The sequence below is a fragment of the Pseudoduganella sp. UC29_106 genome, assembly GCF_044055365.1.
Classification (GTDB): Bacteria; Pseudomonadota; Gammaproteobacteria; order Burkholderiales; family Burkholderiaceae_D; genus Rugamonas.
This window is the reverse complement of the sequence record NZ_CP171977.1, coordinates 1984105-2005763: the sequence shown is the minus strand read 5'-3', so window position 1 is coordinate 2005763 and position 21659 is coordinate 1984105. Positions and strand designations below refer to the sequence as shown.

Here is a 21659-nt window from a genome sequence, read left to right as displayed (position 1 = left end):
GATCGAAATCTTGATGCCGAGCGCCTTCAGGTTCTGCAGCACCGTGATGGTCTCTTCGGCATTGGACATCAGCGAGCTCTCGGTCAGCTCCAGCTCCAGCAGCTCGGGCGCGATATCGTGTTCCTTGATCGCGCGCATGACCTCCTCTTCCAGCCCGCCCACGAAGAACTGGATACCCGATACATTGACCGACAAATGCACCGCGCCCGTCTTGGACCGGTTCCACTCCGCGATCTTGCGGCAAGCCTCGTGGATCACCCAGGTGCCCACGCGCACAATCAGGCCCGTCTCCTCGAGCAAGGGGATGAACAGCGCCGGCGACACCATGCCGTGACCCGGACGCTGCCAGCGTATCAGCGCTTCCGCTCCGCTGATGCGTCCCGTGGCGATATGCACCTTGGGCTGGAAGAACAGCACGAATTCCTCGTTGTCGATGGCCCGGCGCAGCGCGTTCTCCATATCCAGCCGCGCCAGCGATTGCGCATTCATCTCCGCCGTGAAGAAGCGGAAGGCGTCGCGCCCCGCTTCCTTGGCGCGGTACATGGCCGTATCCGCATACTGGATCAGGGTGTCCGGATCGGTGCCATCCTCCGGGAACACGGAAATGCCGATGGACGCGGTCACCGTGACTTCATGGCCCTTCAGGTCGAACGGATGGCGCATCGCCTCGCGGATCTTTCCACCACGGCGACCGCATTCTGCGCGCCCTCCGGCAGCATCAGGATGGCGGCAAATTCATCGCCGCCGAAGCGGCCGATGGTGTCGCGCACGCGCAGGCAATCGACCAGGCGGCTGGAGAACTGGATCAACAGTTCGTCGCCGATGGTATGGCCCAGCGTATCGTTGATATTCTTGAAGCGGTCCATATCGATGAACAGCACGGCCAGCGACCAGTTATGGTCCTGCGCCTGCTTCAGCGAATGGGCCAGCGAATCGTAGAACTGGCTGCGGTTCGGCAGATTGGTCAGCGTATCGAAGCGGGCCAGCTTGAGCAGGCGCTTCTCGGCCTCCTTGCGTTCCGTGATATCGCGCGCCACGGCCACCAGGATCCAGTTCTGTCCCGAACGCAGCGTGCGGCGCTGCACTTCCACCGACAGTGAACTGCCGTCCCGGCATTGCAGCAGCAGTTCCGCCATGGCGCCGCTCTGGTCGCCTGCCAGCAGTTTGTCGTACAGATCCTCCAGCGGAACCAGTTCGGGAATGGTGGACTTGTTCGGCCCCACGCGCAGGAAGTCCTCGCGTTCAAAGCCCAGCATGCGGCAGGCCGTCACGTTGACGTCGATGAAGCACATATTCGCGCGGTCGACGAGGAAGATGGCATCGGCCGTGGCATCCATCGCCAGGCGGAAGCGGCGCAAGTCTTCATCCATGCGGATGCGCGCATTCATGTCCAGTTTCAGCTGGGCGTGATGACGCCGGATTTCCTCGTACAGCAACAAGTTTTCATAAGCGACCGCGATCTGCGCCGCCACCGTAACGGCGACGCGCTCATCGACTTCGCTGAATTCCTCGGCGCCCAGCTTGTCCACCAGATAAAGCCAGCCGTGCACCCTCTCGCGCGAAGAGATCGGCACGCCGAGGAAGGAGTGGACGGGCGGGTGGCGCTGCGGCAGGCCGATCTCGGTCGCAGCGCCCGGCAGTGCGCTCATGCGCACCGGCGAGCGCTGCTCGAGCAGAGCATTCAGGATGCCCGCGCGCGGCGTTTCGGCGATCACGCCCGCCTGTTCGCTCGCACCGCAGGAAGCAAAGAAGCTCAGTTCTTCGGCCTTCGGCTCCAGCACGCCGATGCAGGCATAGCGCGACACGCAGATATTCTGCGCGACGCGGCAGCCGATCTCGATCAGCCCTTGCGGATCGCGCTCGGCGCCCAGTTCGATGCCCAGTTCGATCAGGGCAGTCAGGCGCAGGCTCACCGCCTGCAGGCTGGAGAGGGAGCGCGACAGCCGCTGCGTCATCTGCGTCAGGTGTTCGGGTTCCGCTTCCTTCACTTCGCCGTTGGTGGCCAGGTGCGTGATCAGCTGGCTGCTGGACTCCAGCTCGTCGAGATACTCGGCCACCTTGTTTTCGATGTTCGACAGGCGGCTTTCGGTCGGCGGCTCCGGTGCAAAGGCCGGCACGGCTTCCTCTTCGCTCTCCGCCACGCCCAGCGCCTCGTGCACCGTCTTCAGGATCACATCGGGATCGGATGGCTTGGGCAGCACCCAGCGCACGCCGCAGGCTTCGGCCACCGCCATCGCTTCCCTCTCGCGGTAGGTCGCCGTATAAAAGATGATGGGCACATCCGCCGTCTGCGGGTTGGCCTTCATGCGGCTCACGAACTCGTAGCCATCCATGTTCGGCATCAGGATGTCCGAAATCACGAGGTCGGGGCGTTCGGTCTCCATGACCTTCAGGCCGTCGATGCCGCTGGCCGCTTCCAGCAGGCGGTGGCCGCTGTAGCCCAGCAAAGTCATGAGGAATTCGCGATTCAGCACATGGTCATCGACAATGAGAATCGTGGCGATGTCGTTTTCAGCCTGGGGCGACATCTCCCCCGGCAAAAAAGACTCGAGCTGGCTCACGAAAGTATCCCGGCTCGATCGGCTTGCCGATATAGCCGTCGAAACCGGCGGCCAGCAGTTTCTCGCGGTCGCCCACCATGGCCAGTGCGGTCACCGCCAGCGTTGGGATGGTGCGCAGTTGCGGGTCCTGCTTCAGGCGCGAAACCACGCCGTAGCCATCGAGCTTGGGCAGGTGCACATCGCAGATGATCAGGTCCGGACGCTCGCGCCGCGCTGCCTCCACACCCTCCTCCCCGTCATGCGCCATCAAGGGCTGATATCCGAACGCACGGAGCAGATAAACCATCAGCTCCATATTGGTCGGATTGTCTTCAATGATAAGAATGCGGGCTGACACGGTGGTGCTCCTGATAATATCGTTCACGTGAGTATCCCTTATTCCAGCGGCAGGGAGAGCACGAATACACTGCCCTTGCCGTGCTGGCTGGTGCAGGTAATCTGCCCGCCCAGCAAGCCGGCCAGTTGCTGGCTCAGATGCAGGCCCAGGCCGGTGCCTTCGAACTGCCGCGTGTTGCCCTCGTCAATTTGCGTGAATGCCTGATACAGCTTGTCCTGGTTATCGCTGGCGATACCGACGCCCGTATCGGCCACGCTGATCAGCGCCCGCGCGCGACCGTCGCTGAACGCCCGCTCCAGCACCACATTGACTTCGCCCGAGTCCGTGAACTTGATCGCATTGTTCATCAGGTTCATCAGGATCTGCTGCAGCGCGCGGCGGTCGGTACGCAGGGTGACCACCTCGGATGGCGCGCGGAATTGCAGCACCAGTCCCTTCTGGCGGGCCTGCGGCCGGAACACCAGCGCCAGCTCCTCGATCACGGCGCGGCAATTCACCGGTTCGGGATGCAGCTCCACCTTGCCTGAAGCGATCTTCGTCAAGTCCAGCAAGTCGTTGATCAATGAGAGCAGATGGCGTGCGCTGGACTGCACGGTGCGCAACTGCTTTTCCTGCTCGGCGTTGATGGGACCGGGCAGCTGCATGAGCAGCGTTCCGGTAAATCCGATCACCGCGTTGAGCGGCGTGCGCAGTTCGTGCGACATGCTCGCCAGGAAGCGGTCCTTGGCCTGGTTGGCCTGGTCCAGTTCTACATTCTTTTCATGCAGCGCCTGTTCGATGCGCTTGCGTTCGCTGATATCGCGGATCGCGCTCATGATCAGCGTGCCATGCTCGGTCGCAACGGGACTCAGGCTGATCTCGACCGGGAACTCGTGGCCGTCCTTGCGCAGGCCGAACAACTCGCGGCCCGCGCCCATCGGCCGCACGCTCGGCTGGCGGAAGTAGCCGTCCCGGTGCGACACATGGGCATGGCGAAAGCGCGGCGGCATCAGGTCTTCCAGCGTCATGCCGCGCAACTCGCCGCGCGTATAGCCGAACAACGCGTCCGCCTGGCTGTTCGCCAGCACCACACGGCCGCTGGCATTGGCGATGATGACCGCATCCGGCACGGATTCCAGCAGGCCGCCGAAACGTGCATCCGCATCCCGCGCATCCTTGTGATCGAGCCTACCGAAGTCTGTCGCCATCCCCAGCTTTCAGAACAGAAGTTTCCTACTCTCCAGATTGCTTCAAGGACAGTCTACGGGATCGCTAAAATCTCCGCAACAACACGCTGCATAACAATAGGATGACTACCCAGCGCGACGTGGCCAATGCCACCCAGCGCCACATTTTTCGCGCCCGGCAAATGGCAGGACGATTGCGGCGCAATGATATTGTCGTGATAGGAGTAGATGGACGTGAACAGGCTGCGCTGCTCGCGGTCATCGGCTTCCAGTTGCGAGAGCCACGCGGCGCTGAGCCGCATCTGCTGCGCATTGCTGCCGATGCCGAAACTGGCGAGGCCCGTTCCATGATGTGGAGTGCCGAGCGTGATCACGCGGGCGATGTGCGCGGCGCCATGCCGGCGCAGATAGGCGCGCGACACCAGGCCGCCCATGCTGTGCGCGACGATCACTATTTTTTCGGCGCCGGTCGCCGCCCGCAACGCCTGCACCGCGCGCTCGATCTGCTCCGGATAATCATCGATGGATGCGGTCATCGGCTCCAGGTTAACCGTGGCGTGGCTGATGCGCTCCTGTTCCAGCAAGGCGCTCAAACGCGCCCAGTAGCCGCCATTGGCGCCGTAGCCATGCACCAGCAGCACGGGGACGCCGCGCGGAACGAGCGCGGTATGCACGCGCTCGCGATGGCGCAGCATATGCCACGACGTAGCCAGCATGGTGGACGCGTACTCCTGCGCAAACAGGCGCGCGCTGCCCGGCAGGTCCAGGCGGTGCGCTTCGGGCGGCTCGCTGCGCATGCGCCATGCAAGGCGGAAGTTATTGGCTGTGATGACCATGCGCACCAGCAGGACGATCAGCACGGCGACGACGAGGGCTACGTCCAGCGGCAGCACGCGCGAGAGGAAATACCAGAACAGGCCGGCCGCGGCCAGCTGCACGGCCATGATAATCCCCAGTATGCGTGCCACCACTGCCCTGCCCTCCTATGCCACCGGCCGCGGCGCGGGACGGCCGCTCAGCTCCTCCACCAGCCCGCTGGCCAGCATCGCTACAATGCCATAGATCGAGAGTTGCGGGTTGGCGCCGATCGATGTGGGGAACAGCGAACCGTCATGCACCGACAGGTTGGCAATGCCGCGGTAGCGTCCCTTCTGGTCCGCCACCCCGCTGCGCTCATCGGCGGACATGGTGCAGCCGCCCATCACGTGAGCGGACATGATGCGCGTTTCCAGCTTCCTCATCGGCAGCGCCGCAATCGCCTGGCGCGCCTGCTGCCAGCTGGCATAGCTGCCCCCTTGTTCATGCATCGGCGTGACGGTTTGCGCGCCGGCGGCAAACTGGATCTCGGCCATCGTCAGCAACGCGCGCCGCGCGCCTTCCCATACATATGGTCCGAGCGGATAGTCCAGCACGGGCGTGCCATCGCTGCGCAGGCCCACGCTGCCACCCGGTGCGCCATCATGGAAGCCGTCGCGCAGCAGCGCCAGCATACCCTGCGTGTGCGGGTAGCGCTGCATCAGCGCGGCGTGCCCGGCGCCAAAGCCGGCCAGCGCGGTGGACGTAAGCAGTGGGTGCATGGGCGCCACTTCCAGCTTGTAGCCCATCGGCCCGTCGATCGGACCGGTGTGCAGGAAGTGGTCGGAATAGACGGTTTGCGGTGCACCGGCAAAGGCTTCCACAGGCTGCCTGTAGCTGGCGGCCGAGATCAGGGTCGGATGGAGGAAGGTGCGCTTGCCTAGCTGGCCGTGCGGATCGGGAGCGCTGGAACGCAGCAACAGCGCCGGTGTGTTGATGGCGCCGCCGGCCGCCACATAATGCCGGGCGCGCAGCTTGATGCGGCGTCCGGTCGCTTCGATGCCGTCGGCGCTCAGCGCGCTGCAGTCGATGCTCTCGACGCGGCCCGCCTGCAGTTGCAGGCGCTCGGCACGCGCGCGTGTCAGCAGCGTGGCGCCGTGCGACAGCGCGGACGGAATGGTCGTCACCAGCATCGACTGCTTGGCATTGGTGGGACAGCCCATGCCGCAATAGCCCAGGTTCCAGCAGCCGTTCACGTTACGGCGGATATGGCCGAAGCTGATGCCCAGCTTTTGCGCGCCCTCCCCCAGCAAGCCGTTGTTCGCGTTGGGCGGCGTGAGCCAGTCGCCGATGTGCAGGCGTTCTTCCATCATCTGGAACCATGGCGCCAGCGCTTCCACCGTGTAGCCTTGCAGGCCATACCGTTGCTGCCACCAGGCCAGCGTGTCCGGCGGCGTGCGGAAGCTGGAGGTCCAGTTGATCACGGTGGTGCCGCCGACGGTGCGGCCCTGCAGGATGTTGATGGCCTTGTCCTTCGTTTTGCGCGCGGCTGATTCCTGGTAGAGGGCAGGATAGGCGTCCGCTTCGCGCATCTTGAAGTCGCGCGAGGATTTCAGCGCGCCCTCTTCCACGATGATGACTTTCAGGCCGGCCAGGGACAGGATTTCGGCAGTCACGCCGCCGCCTGCGCCGCTGCCGACGATGACCACGTCAGCTTCCAGCGTCAGGTCCTTGTCGAGCGTGGCGGCATCGATGACTTTCCAGCCTGATGCCAGGCCGGCGGCAATTGGGTCCGGGACAGGGCTGCTCATGCGCTCAGCTCCTTCAGTGGGCCGGGATAGCCAATGGCTGCCCAGCTCATTGGATCGGCGTACCAGGCGCCCAGCACCAGGTCGTGCAGGGCCAGGTAGGCGGTTTGCAGCATTTCGAAGCGGTGGGTGCGCCAGCTTTGCAGGAAGGCGGCCACTTGCTCGGGCGTGGCGCTTTGCCAGTCGCTGATGCCGGCAATCAGGCTGCGCGTCGGCGCCAGGGACAGGAGCGCGAACAGGTCGGCGATTTCCTTTTGCGTGGCCAGGGGCAGGCCGGCGATGGCGCCCGCCACGCGCTGCACGGCCCCGTCAGCGGCGGCTTGGCGCGCCACGGCTTCTGGCGGAAGCACGGGGCCGACGATTACCGGCGCCAGGGCTGCCACGATGGCGCGCGCCTGGTCGTCCATTGCATAACGTTCGAGGCGCGGCGGATTCAGTTGCCGGTACACCGCGCCGCCCGCCGCCAGCGCAATCGCGCCCAGCAGACCGGCCTTTAGAAGTGTTCTGCGCTGCATCGTCTCCCCTTATGAGTTTTTTGATCATAAAAGTGTACGAGCGTGCGGAGGTTGTGGTTAGAGGATTGACTCTAATGGCGGCGCATAGACGGCGGATCAATGATCCGCCCTACGCCGCGCTACGGATCAAATTGTCGCGCGTCGTCGCGGCTCGAACGGACGGAAAATCATCGAAACGCGTAGGTCGGATCATTGATCCGACGTGTTGGATCCGCCGCGGGAGCGGGCAATGATCTGGCGCGCGATGCCGCGCAAGATATTGACCTCCTCCGTCTCAAGCCCTGTGCGGGAAAACATGCGCTTCAAGCGCGGCATCAATTTGCGCGGGTTGCTCGCATCGAGGAAGCCGACCGTCACCAGCGCCTCCTCCAGATGCACATACATCCCCTCAATCTGCGCCAGGCTGGCTGCCTCGCCATGGAAGCCGACATCGGAAGCAGCACGGTGCCCCGCCAGCGCCGCCATGCGGCACTCATAAGCCAGCACCTGCGCCGCCTGCGCCAGGTTGAGCGAGGAGTAATCCGGATTGGCCGGGATATTCACGAGCACATTAGCCGCCTGCACAATCTCATTCGGCAGCCCGAAGCGCTCGTTGCCGAAGATAAGGGCCGCGTTCAGCGTGGAATCGCCGGCGACATGCTCCGCCAGTTCGCGCGGCGTCTGCACCGGCGGCGAAAATTCGCGCAGGCGGGCGGACACGGCGGCCGCGAAGTTGATCCCGTCCAGTGCCTCCGCCATCGAACCGACGATGCGCGCCGAGGACAGGATATCCTGCGCGCCGCTGGCAAACGCCACCGCCTCCTCGTGTTCCAGTGCCCCCTCGAAGCGCGGATTCACCAGCACCAGCTCGGAAAATCCCATGGTTTTCATGGCGCGCGCCACCGAGCCGATATTGCCGGGACGGCTGGTTTCGACCAGGATGATGCGGAGCCTGGAAAACAGGGAAGGTGCGGATTCAGTCGGCTTCATTTAAAATAGCGGAATTCAGCGTTGGCGAAGGGCGGAATTGTACCTCTCGCAGCAACGCAACGTTCTTTCTCATTCTTGTTCACAGACCGTCGCCGGATGCGCGAAGCGCGCCGCGGGCGGTATTGCCTATTTTACGGAAGCTAGTATGCACCCAATGCTCAATACGGCCATCAAGGCCGCGCGCCGTGGCGCCGCTGTTATCAATCGCGCCTCCTTCGACCTGGACCGCGTCAGCGTAACTGAAAAGCAACACAACGACTTCGTGACCGATGTCGACCAGGCCGCCGAGCAGGCCATCATCGAAGTGCTGCTGAATGCCTACCCGACGCACGCCATCTACGCCGAAGAATCCGGCATCACCGGCACTGTGAACGACGAGAGTGAGTTTGTGTGGATCATCGATCCACTGGACGGCACCACCAACTTCATGCACGGCTTCCCCCAGTACGCCATCTCCATCGCCCTGCAGCAGCGCGGCGTGGTAACCCAGGCCGTCGTCTACGACCCGGTGCACAACGACCTGTTCACCGCCACCAAGGGCGCCGGCGCCTACCTGAACGAGAAGCGCATCCGCGTCAACAAACTGGACCGCATCAGCGGCGCCCTGCTCGCTTCCGGCTACAAGCCGGGCAGCCCGCTGGCCATCGCTGAATTTGCCAAGATGTTCACCATCATGGCTGAGCGCAGCCAGGGCATCCGCCGCGCCGGTTCGGCCGCGCTGGACCTGGCCTACGTGGCCTGCGGTCGCCTGGACGGCTACTACGAGAAGAACCTGAAGCCCTGGGATATCGCCGCCGGCGCCCTGCTGGTGACGGAAGCGGGCGGCATCGCCGGCGAGTTCAATGGCGAGTCCAACTACATGAACACCGGCCATATCATCGCCGGCAGCCCGAAAATCTTTGGCCAAATGGTAGGTCTGTTGGCCGAGTTCGCCTGATTTAGAACCCAGGGCGGATGCTGGTGTCAGGCACGCTGTGCCTGACACCCGGGTCTGCACTGGGTTTTAACAAACAAAAGAGGCTCCTCCGGCCTCTTTTGTTGTTTCCGTGCGTCAATTTCCCGTGGTTTGCTGCTATACTGGGCACTGACCACAGTTGCCTATCGGCAACTCGTTTCACTAATCAAAGATTAATAACTTTATGTCCTTTTCCCAACTTGGTTTGTCCGAAGCGATCGTGCGCGCCGTTACCGAAACCGGCTATACGGCGCCGACCCCGATCCAGACCCAGGCGATCCCTGCGGTGCTGAACGGCGGCGACTTACTGGCGGGGGCGCAGACCGGCACCGGCAAAACCGCCGGCTTTACCCTGCCAATACTGCATCGCCTGTCCAACGACGCCTTCGGCATCAAGCTGACCAATAACACGTCGCCGCGCCCGATCCGCGCGCTGATCCTGACCCCGACCCGCGAACTGGCGGCCCAGGTCGAGGAGAGCGTGAAGGTGTACGGCAAGTACACGCGCCTGAATTCGGCCGTGATCTTCGGCGGCGTGAGCATCAATCCCCAGATCAAGCTGCTGAAGCACGGTGTCGACATCCTGGTCGCCACGCCGGGCCGCCTGCTGGACCACCTGTCCCAAGGCACCGTCAAGCTGGACAAGATCGAAATCCTGATCCTGGACGAAGCCGACCGCATGCTGGACATGGGCTTCATCCGCGATATCCGCAAAGTGCTGGCCGCCCTGCCGCCGAAGCGCCAGAACCTGCTGTTCTCGGCCACCTTCTCGGACGAGATCAAGGCCCTGGCCGACGGCCTGCTGAACAGCCCTTCCACCATTGAAGTGGCGCGCCGCAATTCGACCGTCGAAGTCATTTCGCAGAAGATCCATCCGGTGGACCGCGACAAGAAGCACCCGATGCTGTCCCACCTGATCCGCACCCACAAGTGGACGCAGGTGCTGGTGTTCACGCGCACCAAGCACGGCGCCAACAAGCTGGTCGAGCAGCTGGGGCGCGACGGCATCAATGCCATGGCCATCCACGGCAACAAGAGCCAGAGCGCGCGTACCCGTGCGCTGGCTGAATTCAAGGATGGCACGCTGCAGTGCCTGGTCGCCACCGACATCGCCGCGCGCGGCATCGACATCGACCAGCTGCCGCACGTGGTCAACTACGACCTGCCGAACGTGCCGGAAGACTATGTGCACCGTATCGGCCGCACGGGCCGCGCGGGGGCGACGGGCGAGGCCGTGTCCCTGGTTTGCGTCGACGAACACGTGATGCTGCGCGACATCGAACGCCTGATCAAGCAAACGCTGCCGCGTGAAATCATCGCCGGCTTCGAACCCGACCTGAGCGCCAAGCCGCAGCCGATCCAGCTGCGCAGCGGCACCGGCCACCAGCGCAACCAGCGTCCCGGCAACGGCGGCGGCAATGGCGGCGGACGCGGCAACGGCCAGCCGCGCGCGGCCGCCAACGGCAATGGCGGCAACGGCGGCCAGCGCAATGGTAATGGCAATGCCCAGCGCAATGGCAACGGCAACAACGGCGGCCAGCGTGCTGCCGGCGGCGCCGTCGAAGGCATCCGCCGCAACAGCGGCGCCCCCCGCTCCGGCAACGGCCCGCGCACCGGCGGCCTCCGCTCCGGCTCCCGCTAACTTTCGGGGTCAGATCCGACATTGCGCCATTGCAGGATGAAAGTGGCGGATTGTCAGATCTGACCCCATGTTGTCGTGGTAGCATGCGGCTAGCCATGCCGAAATTTGCCGCAAATTTGTCCATGCTGTTCACCGAGGCGCCGTTCATTGAGCGCTTTGGGGCTGCGCGCGCCGCCGGTTTCGAGGCGGTGGAATTCCTCTTTCCTTACGCTTTCGATCCGGACGACCTGCTGGAGCGCCTGCAGCGCCATCAGCTGCAGCTGGTGCTGCACAATCTGCCGCCCGGCGACTGGAACGCGGGCGAACGGGGCATGGCCTGCGATCCGCGCCGCAAGGCCGAGTTCGAGGACAGCGTCCACACCGCCCTCGAATACGCCGGCGAGCTGAAAGTGCCGCGCGTGCATTGCATGGCCGGCATCCTGCCCGGCGGTCTGGCGCCGGAACGCGCGCGCGAAACGTTAGTCGCCAACCTGCAATATGCCGCCGACCAGTTCGCCCCTCTTGGCATCGACGTCCTGGTCGAGCCGATCAACACTTTCGATATTCCCGGCTATTTCCTGACCGGCAGCAAGCAGGCCCTCGATATCCTGGCAGACGCGGATCGCCCCAACCTCGGCTTGCAATACGACATCTACCACATGCAGCGCATGGAAGGCGAATTGAGCAGCACCATCCGCGCCGCCCTGCCCCGGATCCGCCACATCCAGTTTGCCGACTCGCCCGGCCGCAACGAACCGGGCACCGGCGAAATCAATTTCCCTCACCTGTTCCGCCTGCTCGATGAAATCGGCTACGAGGGCTGGGTGAGCGCCGAATACCTGCCGTCGACGACGACCGAAGCCAGTTTGGGCTGGCTGCCACGTTCCCTCAAAAAAACCGCCTGAGCCGCGCGCCGCTACCGTATTTTCCGCCGCATAATTTGCGTTCGCGCAAGCGTGTCCCGTCTGCGGCGGCGCAAGATGGGATCTCTGTCAAGGAGGTGCCATGCGTCCCGTCATCCTGCTTACCCTGGTGCTGGCCCTGGCCGGCTGCGCGGCCCCGGACGCGCGCCTGGCCCAGGTGCGCGATCTGGCGGACGACGCGCCCAAGCTGGCCGCCTTCGCCGACCTGAGCGCGCGCTACCGCGACACTTACCAGCGCGAGCAGCCCTATCTCTCTCCGCAAGCCGATGAGCGCGAACGCGCCATCGATGCCAAACGCCGCGAAGCCTATCCCGATTTCATCGCCCTGCACGACGCCGTCACCGCCTATCTGCATGCGCTGGGCGCGCTGGCCGGCAAGGGCCAGTTCGACTTCCAGGGCGAGACCAAGGCCCTGGCGGACGGCATCAAGGCCTGGCCCGGCACCGGCCTGGAAGACCGTCACGTGAACGCCTACGCCAGGCTGACGCGCCTGCTGGTGAAATATGCCGGCATCCGCGAGCAGGACAAGGCCGTGCAAGCCATGCTGCGCGAAGGCTACCAGCCGATGCAGGATTCGCTGGACGCCATGGATACCCTGCTGCGCTTCTTCAACAAGAACCACGACAACGAGCAGCGCATCGTGCTCGGCATGCTGGAAGTGGAAATCCCCTACTCCGCCGCGCCCAAGGACCGCCTGCTGGCGGCGCTGGCCAAGTCGCACCAGCAGGAGAAGATCAGTGAATACCGGCTGCTGGGCCTGCGCCACACGCTAGCCGCCCGCCACGTCGAAGACCTGCGCGCGCGCCATGCGGCGCTGTACAGGGAACTCGATCCCGCGCCCGGCGCCGCCCCCGTCACCGCCTCCCTGCAAGGAACCCGACCATGAGCCAGACCGCCAACCTGCCGCATGACCTCGAAGCCCTGGCCGACAGCCTGTCCGCCTGCGCGGATGAACTGCATTCGCGCCTGATGCGCGCCCTGCGCCGGCAGCAGCCCATGCAGGGCGGCTTGTCCCAGGGCGCCGCCCAGGCCCTGTTCGAGAACGAGGTGGCGCTGCGCCAGCAGGCCAACAGCCTGTATGTGGATGCCGCCACCATCACCATGCGCAACCTGGGCGCCACGCGCCAGGAGCTGCTGGACCTGGCGGCGCAGGCGCGCCTGGCCATTCGCCGCATCGATGTCATGAAGGACCTGGCCGGCATCAGCGCCGACCTGCTGGCGGTAGCCGCCGCCGTGGCCGGCATGAAGCCCGACCAGCTCGCCACGCCGCTGCAAAGCCTGAAATCCCACCTGGCTGCACTGCATAAGGACAGGAGTGCAGTAAACTGCGCGGCAGGCATACAATGGTCTTCCGGACAACAATACCTGCGGAGACCTGCCATGGCGCAACTTACCCCCTACCTGACGTACGGCGGCAATTGCAAGGAAGCGTTCGCGTACTATAAACAGCACATCGGCGCGACCGACGTCATGGTCATGCCCTTCCGCGGCTCCCCGGCGGAAGCCGACGTGCCGGAAGACTGGCGCGACAAGACCCTGCATGCCTCCATGAGCGTAGGCGGCAGCCCGCTGATGGCCTCCGATTGCCCACCCGGCATTCCCTATGAGGGGATGAAGGGCGTCTCCGTCGTGCTGAACGCGTCCTCCGATGCCGAAGCGAAGCGCTGGTTCGACGCCCTGGCGCAAGGCGGCTCGGTCACGATGCCGCTGGGCCAGACCTTCTGGGCCAGCAGCTTCGGCATGGTCACCGACCAGTTCGGCGCACCATGGATGGTCATGCACGAAGGGTCGCAAAACCAGTAATTCTGCCCGCAGGGGGTCGCCATGAACGGATTGACGCCTGAACAGCTTGCGTCGTTGCAGGCAGCTCTGGAGCAGCGCAAGGTGACGCTGCTGAACCAGCTCGGCGACCGCGTCGAGGGCATCATTACGCGTGCCCCCGCGGTCGAGGAAATCGAAACGTCACCGGCCGACAGCGCCAGCAACCGTACCCTGAACCAGCTGGAGCTGGAGGCGGACGAGCACAAGCTGAACCAGCTCAGCTGCATCCGCCATGCGCTGGCCAAGATCGAGGACGGCAGCTATGGCTTGTGCGAGAACTGTGATGCCGAAATCCCGTTTCGCGCCTGAATGCGCGGCCCGAGGCGGGCTTGTGCATTGCGTGCCAGACGCGCCTGGAGAAAGCGATACGGTGAGCTACAAGACCATCCTCGTCCATGCCGATGAAGCGCCCGATTCCGCGGCGCGCATCATGCTCGCGGCCGAACTGGCGCTGCGCGAGGGCGCGCATGTGATTGGCGTGGCCACGACCGGCATTTCCCGCTTCCTGTACCGCGGCGAAACCGTCGACGAACAGGACCTGAACCTGATGCGCCACCTGGACGTGCTGCGCGAGCGCGCCGCCCAGGCGCTGGCCGAATTCACGCCGCGCCTGCGCCACGTGGGCGTGCAATCCTTCGAGCAGCGCGTGCTGGACGATGAGGCGGGCGCCGGCATCAGCCTGATGGCGCGCCATGCCGACCTGGTGATCATCGGCCAGTCGCGGCCGAACCAGCGCGGCGTGCCCGATGTGCCGGCCGAAGTATTGAGCGGCGCCGGCCGCCCGGTGCTGCTGCTGCCGCATGAGGCGCGCGCCACGTCGGCCATTGCGGTCGATTCGGCGGGCGTGGCCAGTCCCGGCGCCCCGCTGCCGGGCCGCCACATCCTCGCCGCCTGGAACGCCAGCAAGGAGGCGGCGCGCGCGCTGGCTGACGCCCTGCCCTTCCTGCAGCGCGCCGACAGCGTGACGCTGGCGATTTTCGATGCGGACGAGCGCCCCGGCGTATATGGCGAAGCGCCGGGCAGCGAAGTGCAGGCGTGGCTGGAACGCCACGATGTGCGCGCCCAAATCGTCGTCGAACAGACCGAACGCCAGGGTTTGCTGAAACGGCCCGGCAACACGGGCGACGCCCTGCTGGCCATGGCTGGCGAGCGCGATTGCGACCTGCTGGTCATGGGCGCCTACGGCCATTCACGCTTCCGCGAGTCCCTGCTGGGCGGCGTCACGCGCACGGTGCTGGATGCCATGCACCTGCCCGTGCTGATGTCGCACTAGCCTTCGGATTGCCAGGGCAGGCTGCGGATCTTGGCGACCTGGCGCTGCGCCAGCCATTTCCATACTTGCAGCGCATCGTCCTGGCCGCAGGACATGTGGCGCGGGCTGGCCAGGGCGATCTCGCAATCGCGGTCGGACCATTCCTCGAAGCGTATGGCGCCATCCTGCGCGACTTCGACCTGGTACATCAGGCCATCGTCATAGCCGAACTTGAGCGTGGCCGAACCGGGCGAGCCGTCCGCTGCCGTCGACTTTCCGCCATAGACATCCGCCAGGGCCGCAACGAGCTGGGCTTCCGTCGGCGCCGAAACATCACGGCCGTCCGGCCGTGTGAGCACTACCCATGCCTGTGTCATTGACGCTCTCCTTCTTCAAAAAGCGCGTGCATCTTCTGGCAGATAATGTACTGGTCAGCACCAAGAAGCTGTTGATCTGCGTCTAGCCTAACGCTGACTTTATTGTAGCAACTCTCGTTGCCGGCGCACTCTTAGTTACAGGCACTGTAAGCGGGCAGCAACAATGCTCACACCCAGTCGGGGACGGAAACCGGATTGAAATCGCGCCAGTCGCGGTTCTCGATCGTGCCTTCGGCGCGTTCGATATGGTGGGTGCCCAGCTGGCGGAAGATGTCGATGGCTTTCTGTTCGGACTGCCCGTCCACCGCCACGGCGACCATCATGCCGCCGCGCCGCGGCTCGACCTGGTTGGCCACGCTGCCGTCTTCCTGCTCGCCTGCCTCCTTCATATGCGAAAAACTGTACAGCGAGCCCACGTGCGCGCCGACCAGGCCGCCGATCACCGGCCCCAGCGGACCGGTGACCGGCACGGTGGCGGCGCCGAGGGCTGCGCCGATTGCGCCGCCCGTCGCCATGCCCTTGGCGGCGCCTTCCGGCGACTCCTTGGCGCCGGGCGACACAATGTGATCGCCGCCGATCGGCGTCACGGCATGCTGCCCGGCGTCGCTGACGAAGAAGTTGCTGATGCGATCGTCAGGAAAACCGGCCGCTACCAGGGCTTCACGGGCGCGGTCGGTTTCTTCCTGCAACTGGAAATGCGCTCCAATGATCTTGCTCATGACGTTCTCCTGCCAGAGTGAAAAATGCTCCCAGCTTGCCGTGCGCTCCAGCACCACACCGTACGCGTACGCACACACCGCTTTTCGCCGACGGGGCCGTATAATAAAAATTCCGACAAAGATGCCACTTTGATATGAGTCGCTTCTATAACGAAAGTTCGGACGACGTGCAGACGGCCATGCCGCCGGCGGCCATCGGTATGTCCGAGCTGCTGGATGGCCACCCGGTGGCCACTTTCGTGATCGGCATGGATCACGTGGTCAGGCACTGGAACAAGGCGTGCGAACACCTGCTGGGCTGGAGCACGGCCGAGATGGTGGGCACCCGCAACCACTGGCAAGCCTTCTACAGCAAGCAGCGCCCCCTGCTGGCCGACCTCATCGTTTCCGGCGTCGATCCGGCGCAGGATGAGTACTACCGCGGCAAGCACATCCGCTCGCCCATGATCGCCGGCGCCTACGAGGCGGAAGACTTCTTCCCCAACATCGGCGAGGCCGGTCACTGGCTGCAGTTCACGGCGGCGCCGCTGCGCGACCGCGACGGCGAGCTGGTGGGCGCCATCCAGAGCCTGCGCGACGTGACGGAGCGGCGCGTGGCGGAAAATGCACTGCGCCGCGCCCACGACAACCTGGAACACATCGTGAACAAGCGCACGGCCCAGCTGGCCGAGGTCAACGGCAAGCTGGAAGAGGATATCCGCCAGCGCCAGACCGCAGAGGACGAACTGCGCCGGCGCAACCTGGAACTGACCGCGCTGAACGAACAGCTCGGGATGGCCCAGCAGCAGCTGGTGCAGTCGGAAAAGATGGCCTCCATCGGCCAGCTGGCGGCCGGCGTGGCGCACGAGATCAACAATCCGATCGGCTATATCTTCTCCAACTTCGGCACCCTGCAGAATTACCTGGACAATCTGTTCGCCATGCTGGACGCCTACCAGCAGGCCGAAGGCAGCATTGCCTCGCCCGAGGTGGCCGAACGCCTGCGCGCCATGCGCCAGCAGGTCGAACTGGCCTTTCTGCGCGAAGACATCCCCTCGCTGATGGAAGAGTCGCGCGAAGGCATCGTGCGCGTGCGCCACATCGTGCAGGACCTGAAGGACTTTTCGCGCGTGGACACCCGCCAGGACTGGGTATGGGCCAATCTGCACCACGGCATCGACTCCACCCTCAACATCGTCAGCAATGAAGTCAAATACAAGGCCGACGTGCTGCGCGAATATGGCGATATCCCGGACATCGAATGCCTGCCCCTGCAGCTGAACCAGGTCGTGATGAACCTCATTGTCAACGCCGCCCACGCCATCGGCGGGCAGCAGCGCGGCTGCATCACGCTGCGCACCGGCCGCGCAGGCGACCAGGTGTGGCTGACCGTCAGCGACAACGGCAGCGGCATCGCGCCGGAAAACCTGGGCCGCATCTTCGATCCCTTCTTCACCACCAAGGCAGTCGGCAAGGGCACGGGACTGGGACTGTCGCTCGCCTACGGCATCGTGCAGAAGCACAATGGCCGCATCGAGGTGGAATCCGAGCCGGGCAAGGGCACCACCTTCCGCATCACGCTGCCCATCCGCCACGACTATGCGAATGACAAGGAGCCCGGCCGATGAATTCCGCCATCCCACTGCCTGCCGATGCCGCCGTCCAGACCATGCTGTGCGTGGACGACGAGCCGAATATCCTGTCCTCGCTGCGCCGCCTGTTCCGCGGCAAGGGCTACCGCGTGCTGACGGCGGAAAGCGGGGCCGAAGGCCTGAAGGTGCTGGAAGCGGAAAGCGTGGACCTGGTGATCTCGGACATGCGCATGCCCGAGATGGATGGCGCGCGCTTCCTGGCCCAGGTGCGCCAGCGCTGGCCCGATACGATACGCCTGCTGCTGACCGGCTATTCCGACATCCAGTCCATCCTCGACGCAATCAACTGCGGCGAGATCTACCGCTACATCACCAAGCCCTGGGACGACAACGATATGCTGCTGGTGGTGCGCCACGCGCTGGAGCGGCATGCGCTGGAAGCGCTGACCCGGCGCCAGCACGAAGAGCTGGTGGTGCTTAACCGCACGCTGGAGCAAAAGGTCGAGGAACGCACGGCACGCCTGAAGAACAACTTCCTGACCACGATCAAGATCCTGTCCGGCATCGTCGAGATGCGCGGCAGCAGCCTGCCGGGCCACGCGCGCCAGGTGGCGGACCTGGCGCGCAAGATCTCCGTCCAGCTCAAGCTCGACGCCAGGGAAACGCAGGATGTGTTCATCGCATCCCTGCTGCATGACCTGGGCCGCATCGGCTTCTCCGACGATATGCTGCACACGCCCATGACCCTGCTGCAGGGCGAGAAGCTGGCGCAGCATCGCAAGCATCCGCTCCATGCCGAGCACTTGCTGATGCCGCTGGAAGACTTGCGCGGCGTGGCGGCGATCCTGCGCTCGCAGATGGAGCGCTTCGACGGCAACGGCCATCCGGACCGGCTGATCGGCTTTGCCATCCCGCTCGGCGCCCGCATTCTGGCGCTGGCGGCCGACTATTACAACCTGCAGCAGGGGGCGCTGGTGCAGCGCCATGTGCGCGCCGAGGAAGCCAAGTCCCTGATCCTGGACGCCAGCGGCAAGCGCTACGACCCGGCCGTGGTGATGGCCTTCCGCCAGGTGGTCGACGGCGGCATTGCCACGGGCGAGGAACCGAACGGCGTCGAGCTGCTGTCCGGCGAACTGATGCCGGGCATGGTGCTGGCGCGCGACCTGATCAGCCGCGACGGCCTGATGCTGCTGGCGGCCGACCACGTGCTCGATGCGCGCATGATCCAGCAGGTGCAGGACTTCGAGAAAAAGAGCGGCGCACGGCTGCCGATCTGGGTCAGGCCCCGCCATTGACAGGCAGGTGCACGGTAAAGGCCGTGCCCTTGCCGGGTTCCGAAATCACGTCGATATGGCCGCCGTGGCGGTTGACGATCCCGTACGAGAGCGAGAGGCCCAGTCCCGTGCCGCTGCCGACCGGCTTGGTGGTGAAGAAGGGTTCGAAGATGCGCTTCAGGTGCTCGGGCGCGACGCCGACGCCATTGTCCTGGATGCGCACCCACACCCAGTCGTCGCGCGTGCCGGTGATGATGCGGATGACGCCCTGCTCCACAATGGCCTGGCCGGCGTTGACCAGCAGGTTCATGAACACCTGGTTCAGCTGCGACGCCAGGCAGCGCACCAGGGGCAGCCTGCCATAGTGCTTTTCCACCTTGGCCTTGAACTTCAGTTCATTGGCGACGATGTTCAGCGTGCTGTCCAGGCCCTTGTGCAGGTCGGCCATCTGCCAGTCCGTCTCGCCCACATGGGAAAAGTCCTTCAGCGACTGCACGATGTCACGCACGCGGCGCAGGCCGTCGAGCGATTCGCGCACCAGGGCGCGCGCGTCATCCTTCAGGAAGTCCAGGTCGGCATTCTGCAGCACCGGCGCCACCTTCGCCTCCAGCGCCGGCTGGCCGGCGACGGCCAGCTGGTAGCTGTCGATCACCGTGAACAGCGTGGCGAGATAGGACGCCATCGTGCCCATATTCGAATTGACGAAGCCCACCGGGTTATTGATCTCGTGCGCCACGCCCGCCGCCAGCTGGCCGATGGAGGCCATCTTCTCCGCCTGCAGCAGCTGTTCGTGCGCCTCGCGCAGCCGGACGATCAGGTCGCTCTGTTCTTCCTCCATCTGCTTGCGGTGCGTGATGTCGGTCAGCGAACCGATCACCTCCAGCGGCGCGCCGGATTCGTCGCGGATCAGGCGCAACTGGTCGTGCATCCACAGGTAGTGACCGTCGGCGGCGCGGAAGCGGTATTCGTACACGCGCTCCCCTTCCGTGAACAGCATGGCCAGGCTGGAGAAGATGTTCGGCGCATCGTCCGGATGGATATGGTCGAACCAGAAGTTCGGATCGGCCACCATGTCTTCGGGCCGGTAGCCCAGCACGTTGAAGGCGTTGTTGCTGACGAAGGTCAGCTTGAAGTCGCCGGAAGGCACGGTGGCGTAGATGATGGCCGGCGTATTGTCGACCAGGTATTGCAGGCGCTGCAGGGGCGAAGCCGGTTCGCTGGCCCGGGCCGGGGTATCGGAGCTGATGAATTCGAATTCGTCAAACTCCATGGCCGGTCTACCAGTTGGCCCAGGCGAAGGAACGCGATGGCACGGGGATGCCGAACAGCGTCGGCTCCGGTTCCGGCGGGGGCGGCGCCGGCATCCATTCGCGCGGATCGACGCGATAGTACTTCTGCAGCTCGCCGAACAGCGCAGCGTGGCGCTCGGCCAGCTGCCAGGGCTTTTCAAAGAAGGTTTCGGTGGCGACGGCAAAGAATTCGGCCGGGCTGGTGGCGCCGTAATGGTCCATCACGCTGTCGTGGCGGCCGAAGTAGGCATCTCGGCGCAGGGCGTCGAAGTCGCGCTGCAGCACCTGCGACCAGCTGCGGTAGCTTTCCTGGCTGCCCAGGTAAGGCGCGCCGTTATTGGAGCCCGATTCGCTGTCCAGCTGGTGGGCAAATTCGTGCAGCACCACATTGTGGCCGTCCGACCAGTCTTCGGCGCCGCGCTTCACATCTTCCCACGACAGCACCACGCGGCCATCCTGCCACGATTCGCCCAGCATCTGCTGGCGCGTATCGGTGATCACGCCGCCCGGCCCCACTTCCTGGCGGCCGGCGACAAAGGCGCCCGGATACAAGAGAATGGTATGCAGGGCCGGATAGACCTTGCTGGGGCGGTTTAGCAGCAGCAGGCATGCCTGGGCCGCAATGGTCACGCGCATTTCCTCGCTCACTTCGAGATCGAGGCAGCCGACGATTTTCTTCTGGTGCAGGAACTGGATGATGAGACGCTGCAGCTGTTGCTGCAGGGGAGGCGCCATGCGGCGGTAGACGGGGATATTGCATTCCAGGATGGCCAGCACGGAAGGCGGCAAAGGGCGGGCAAGGGCCCGCTTCAGGGTCCAGCGCGGATACCAGAACGGCGCGGAGCAGGCCAGCGCCGCCAGGGTCAACCAGATCAAAGCTTCCATAGAGGCCGTCCATAACAGAACATGTCCGCCACAGATGAGGCTGTGTGCCGACATTTCAATACCGGCAATGGAAGCTTACACCTTTAGCTCAGGGCTGTGCTTTCTGTTGCGACATCGGCGCGCCGAACAGGGCGGCCACCAGCGGGTCGCGCGTGACCGGGCCGCGGTTGACGCGGATCGCATAGTGCGTGTCGTCGGCCAGGATGTGGAAGTGGCGGCCGCTGCCGGCCATGCTCTGCTCGCGCAGGCTGGGGCGCTCCTTGCGCGGCGGCGCACCTTCGCGCTTCGGCTGGGCGATCGCAGCCAGGAAAGCCTTGACGCGCTCGGCGTCCGGCGTCAGCTGATAGACCGCCTTGCCCAGGTAGGTGGCGGTGCCTTCAATATAGCGAGCCAGTTCGATCACGCCTGCGTCGCGCAGGTCGCGGATGTATTCGCGGGCACCCGATGGGGAAAACTTCAGGAACCAGGCGATTTCATCCGCCAGCATTTCGTGGTTCTGCAACTCGGCGATCAGCTTTTGCATGTTCTCGATGCGGCGCAGGGTTGCGGACGTCGAGCGGACGCGCTCGATCGGGGCCAGCGACAGGGCTTTACGCTCGGTCACGGGACCGGGCCTTTCGACCAGAGCCAGGCGCGGACGGTTGGATGCCGCGGCCGGGGACAGCTCCTGGCGGGCTGCCGCTGCTTCTGCGGGGGTCACATCGTTTGCTTCTCTGATTGCATGCATTTTGTACACTCCTTATAACGATCCAGGATGCGGAAATCACTGGGATCCAGAATGCCGTCCGGGGTGCTCATCGGTCTGTGCGGCAACGAACATA

At 64.6% G+C, this 21659-nt stretch carries 20 protein-coding genes and 1 pseudogene; 9 read left to right on the top strand and 12 right to left on the bottom strand.

Annotated features, from left to right (window positions below):
* Positions 1-51 precede the first annotated feature (51 nt).
* The 7 genes and pseudogenes from ACHMW6_RS10370 to ACHMW6_RS10340 form a co-directional block, all read right to left on the bottom strand.
* A pseudogene (locus ACHMW6_RS10370) lies at positions 52-2460 on the bottom strand (EAL domain-containing protein); the annotation flags it as partial.
* A 51-nt stretch (positions 2461-2511) separates the two neighbouring features.
* On the bottom strand, positions 2512-2925 hold the full coding sequence (locus tag ACHMW6_RS10365) for a response regulator (protein WP_395407006.1): 414 nt from the start codon (positions 2923-2925) through the stop codon (positions 2512-2514).
* An 11-nt stretch (positions 2926-2936) separates the two neighbouring features.
* Positions 2937-4085, bottom strand: coding sequence for a sensor histidine kinase (locus tag ACHMW6_RS10360; RefSeq protein ID WP_395407005.1), 1149 nt, complete (start codon positions 4083-4085; stop codon positions 2937-2939).
* Between the two features lie 53 nt (positions 4086-4138).
* Positions 4139-5035, bottom strand: coding sequence for an esterase/lipase family protein (locus tag ACHMW6_RS10355; RefSeq protein WP_395407004.1), 897 nt, complete (start codon positions 5033-5035; stop codon positions 4139-4141).
* A gap of 12 nt (positions 5036-5047) precedes the next feature.
* Complete coding sequence (locus tag ACHMW6_RS10350; RefSeq protein ID WP_395407003.1) at positions 5048-6670, bottom strand: GMC family oxidoreductase N-terminal domain-containing protein; 1623 nt, start codon at positions 6668-6670, stop codon at positions 5048-5050.
* Entirely contained in the window at positions 6667-7182 is a 516-nt protein-coding gene (locus ACHMW6_RS10345) for a hypothetical protein (RefSeq protein WP_395407002.1), read from the bottom strand. The genes ACHMW6_RS10350 and ACHMW6_RS10345 overlap by 4 nt, the downstream gene beginning before the upstream one ends.
* Positions 7183-7371: 189 nt before the next feature.
* The gene (locus ACHMW6_RS10340; RefSeq protein WP_395407001.1) at positions 7372-8151 is read right to left on the bottom strand and encodes an RNA methyltransferase; all 780 of its coding nucleotides are present in this window, start codon (positions 8149-8151) and stop codon (positions 7372-7374) included.
* A gap of 154 nt (positions 8152-8305) precedes the next feature.
* Here ACHMW6_RS10340 and ACHMW6_RS10335 point away from each other — a divergent pair, with 154 nt between their 5' ends.
* The 7 genes from ACHMW6_RS10335 (at position 8306) to ACHMW6_RS10305 (ending at position 14744) form a co-directional block, all read left to right on the top strand.
* Positions 8306-9088, top strand: coding sequence for an inositol monophosphatase family protein (locus tag ACHMW6_RS10335; RefSeq protein WP_395408573.1), 783 nt, complete (start codon positions 8306-8308; stop codon positions 9086-9088).
* A gap of 202 nt (positions 9089-9290) precedes the next feature.
* Positions 9291-10748 carry a DEAD/DEAH box helicase gene (locus ACHMW6_RS10330; protein ID WP_395407000.1) on the top strand — a complete coding sequence of 486 codons (1458 nt, stop codon included), beginning with the start codon at positions 9291-9293 and terminating at the stop codon, positions 10746-10748.
* Positions 10749-10843: 95 nt separating this feature from the next.
* On the top strand, positions 10844-11632 hold the full coding sequence (gene hyi / locus ACHMW6_RS10325; protein WP_395406999.1) for a hydroxypyruvate isomerase: 789 nt from the start codon (positions 10844-10846) through the stop codon (positions 11630-11632).
* A gap of 100 nt (positions 11633-11732) precedes the next feature.
* Positions 11733-12536, top strand: a complete 804-nt coding sequence (locus ACHMW6_RS10320; RefSeq protein WP_395406998.1) for a hypothetical protein — start codon at positions 11733-11735, stop codon at positions 12534-12536.
* Positions 12533-13453, top strand: coding sequence for a VOC family protein (locus tag ACHMW6_RS10315; RefSeq protein ID WP_395406997.1), 921 nt, complete (start codon positions 12533-12535; stop codon positions 13451-13453). The genes ACHMW6_RS10320 and ACHMW6_RS10315 overlap by 4 nt, the downstream gene beginning before the upstream one ends.
* Positions 13454-13474: 21 nt before the next feature.
* Positions 13475-13780, top strand: coding sequence for a TraR/DksA family transcriptional regulator (locus ACHMW6_RS10310; RefSeq protein WP_395406996.1), 306 nt, complete (start codon positions 13475-13477; stop codon positions 13778-13780).
* 61 nt (positions 13781-13841) lie between these two features.
* Entirely contained in the window at positions 13842-14744 is a 903-nt protein-coding gene (locus ACHMW6_RS10305; protein WP_395406995.1) for a universal stress protein, read from the top strand.
* Here the strand turns inward: ACHMW6_RS10305 and ACHMW6_RS10300 are convergent.
* Positions 14741-15100 (bottom strand): hypothetical protein, encoded by a 360-nt coding sequence (locus tag ACHMW6_RS10300; RefSeq protein ID WP_395406994.1) that lies wholly within the window; start codon positions 15098-15100, stop codon positions 14741-14743. The two genes, ACHMW6_RS10305 and ACHMW6_RS10300, sit on opposite strands and share 4 nt — an antisense overlap.
* Before the next feature lie 167 nt (positions 15101-15267).
* The gene (locus ACHMW6_RS10295; protein WP_395406993.1) at positions 15268-15819 is read right to left on the bottom strand and encodes a hypothetical protein; all 552 of its coding nucleotides are present in this window, start codon (positions 15817-15819) and stop codon (positions 15268-15270) included.
* 134 nt (positions 15820-15953) lie between these two features.
* On the opposite strand from ACHMW6_RS10295, the gene ACHMW6_RS10290 reads away from it, so the two are divergent.
* Together ACHMW6_RS10290 and ACHMW6_RS10285 are read left to right on the top strand one after the other, a co-directional pair.
* On the top strand, positions 15954-17426 hold the full coding sequence (locus ACHMW6_RS10290) for an ATP-binding protein (RefSeq protein WP_395406992.1): 1473 nt from the start codon (positions 15954-15956) through the stop codon (positions 17424-17426).
* Positions 17423-18685, top strand: coding sequence for an HD domain-containing phosphohydrolase (locus ACHMW6_RS10285; RefSeq protein ID WP_395406991.1), 1263 nt, complete (start codon positions 17423-17425; stop codon positions 18683-18685). Before ACHMW6_RS10290 ends, ACHMW6_RS10285 begins: the two co-directional genes overlap by 4 nt.
* Here the strand turns inward: ACHMW6_RS10285 and ACHMW6_RS10280 are convergent.
* The 3 genes from ACHMW6_RS10280 to ACHMW6_RS10270 all read right to left on the bottom strand — a co-directional run bounded on the left by ACHMW6_RS10280 (position 18669) and on the right by ACHMW6_RS10270 (position 21565).
* Complete coding sequence (locus tag ACHMW6_RS10280) at positions 18669-19934, bottom strand: ATP-binding protein (RefSeq protein WP_395406990.1); 1266 nt, start codon at positions 19932-19934, stop codon at positions 18669-18671. The genes ACHMW6_RS10285 and ACHMW6_RS10280 overlap by 17 nt on opposite strands.
* A gap of 7 nt (positions 19935-19941) precedes the next feature.
* Entirely contained in the window at positions 19942-20838 is an 897-nt protein-coding gene (locus tag ACHMW6_RS10275; protein ID WP_395406989.1) for a zinc-dependent peptidase, read from the bottom strand.
* A gap of 88 nt (positions 20839-20926) precedes the next feature.
* Positions 20927-21565, bottom strand: coding sequence for a winged helix-turn-helix domain-containing protein (locus ACHMW6_RS10270; RefSeq protein ID WP_395406988.1), 639 nt, complete (start codon positions 21563-21565; stop codon positions 20927-20929).
* Positions 21566-21659 lie beyond the last annotated feature (94 nt).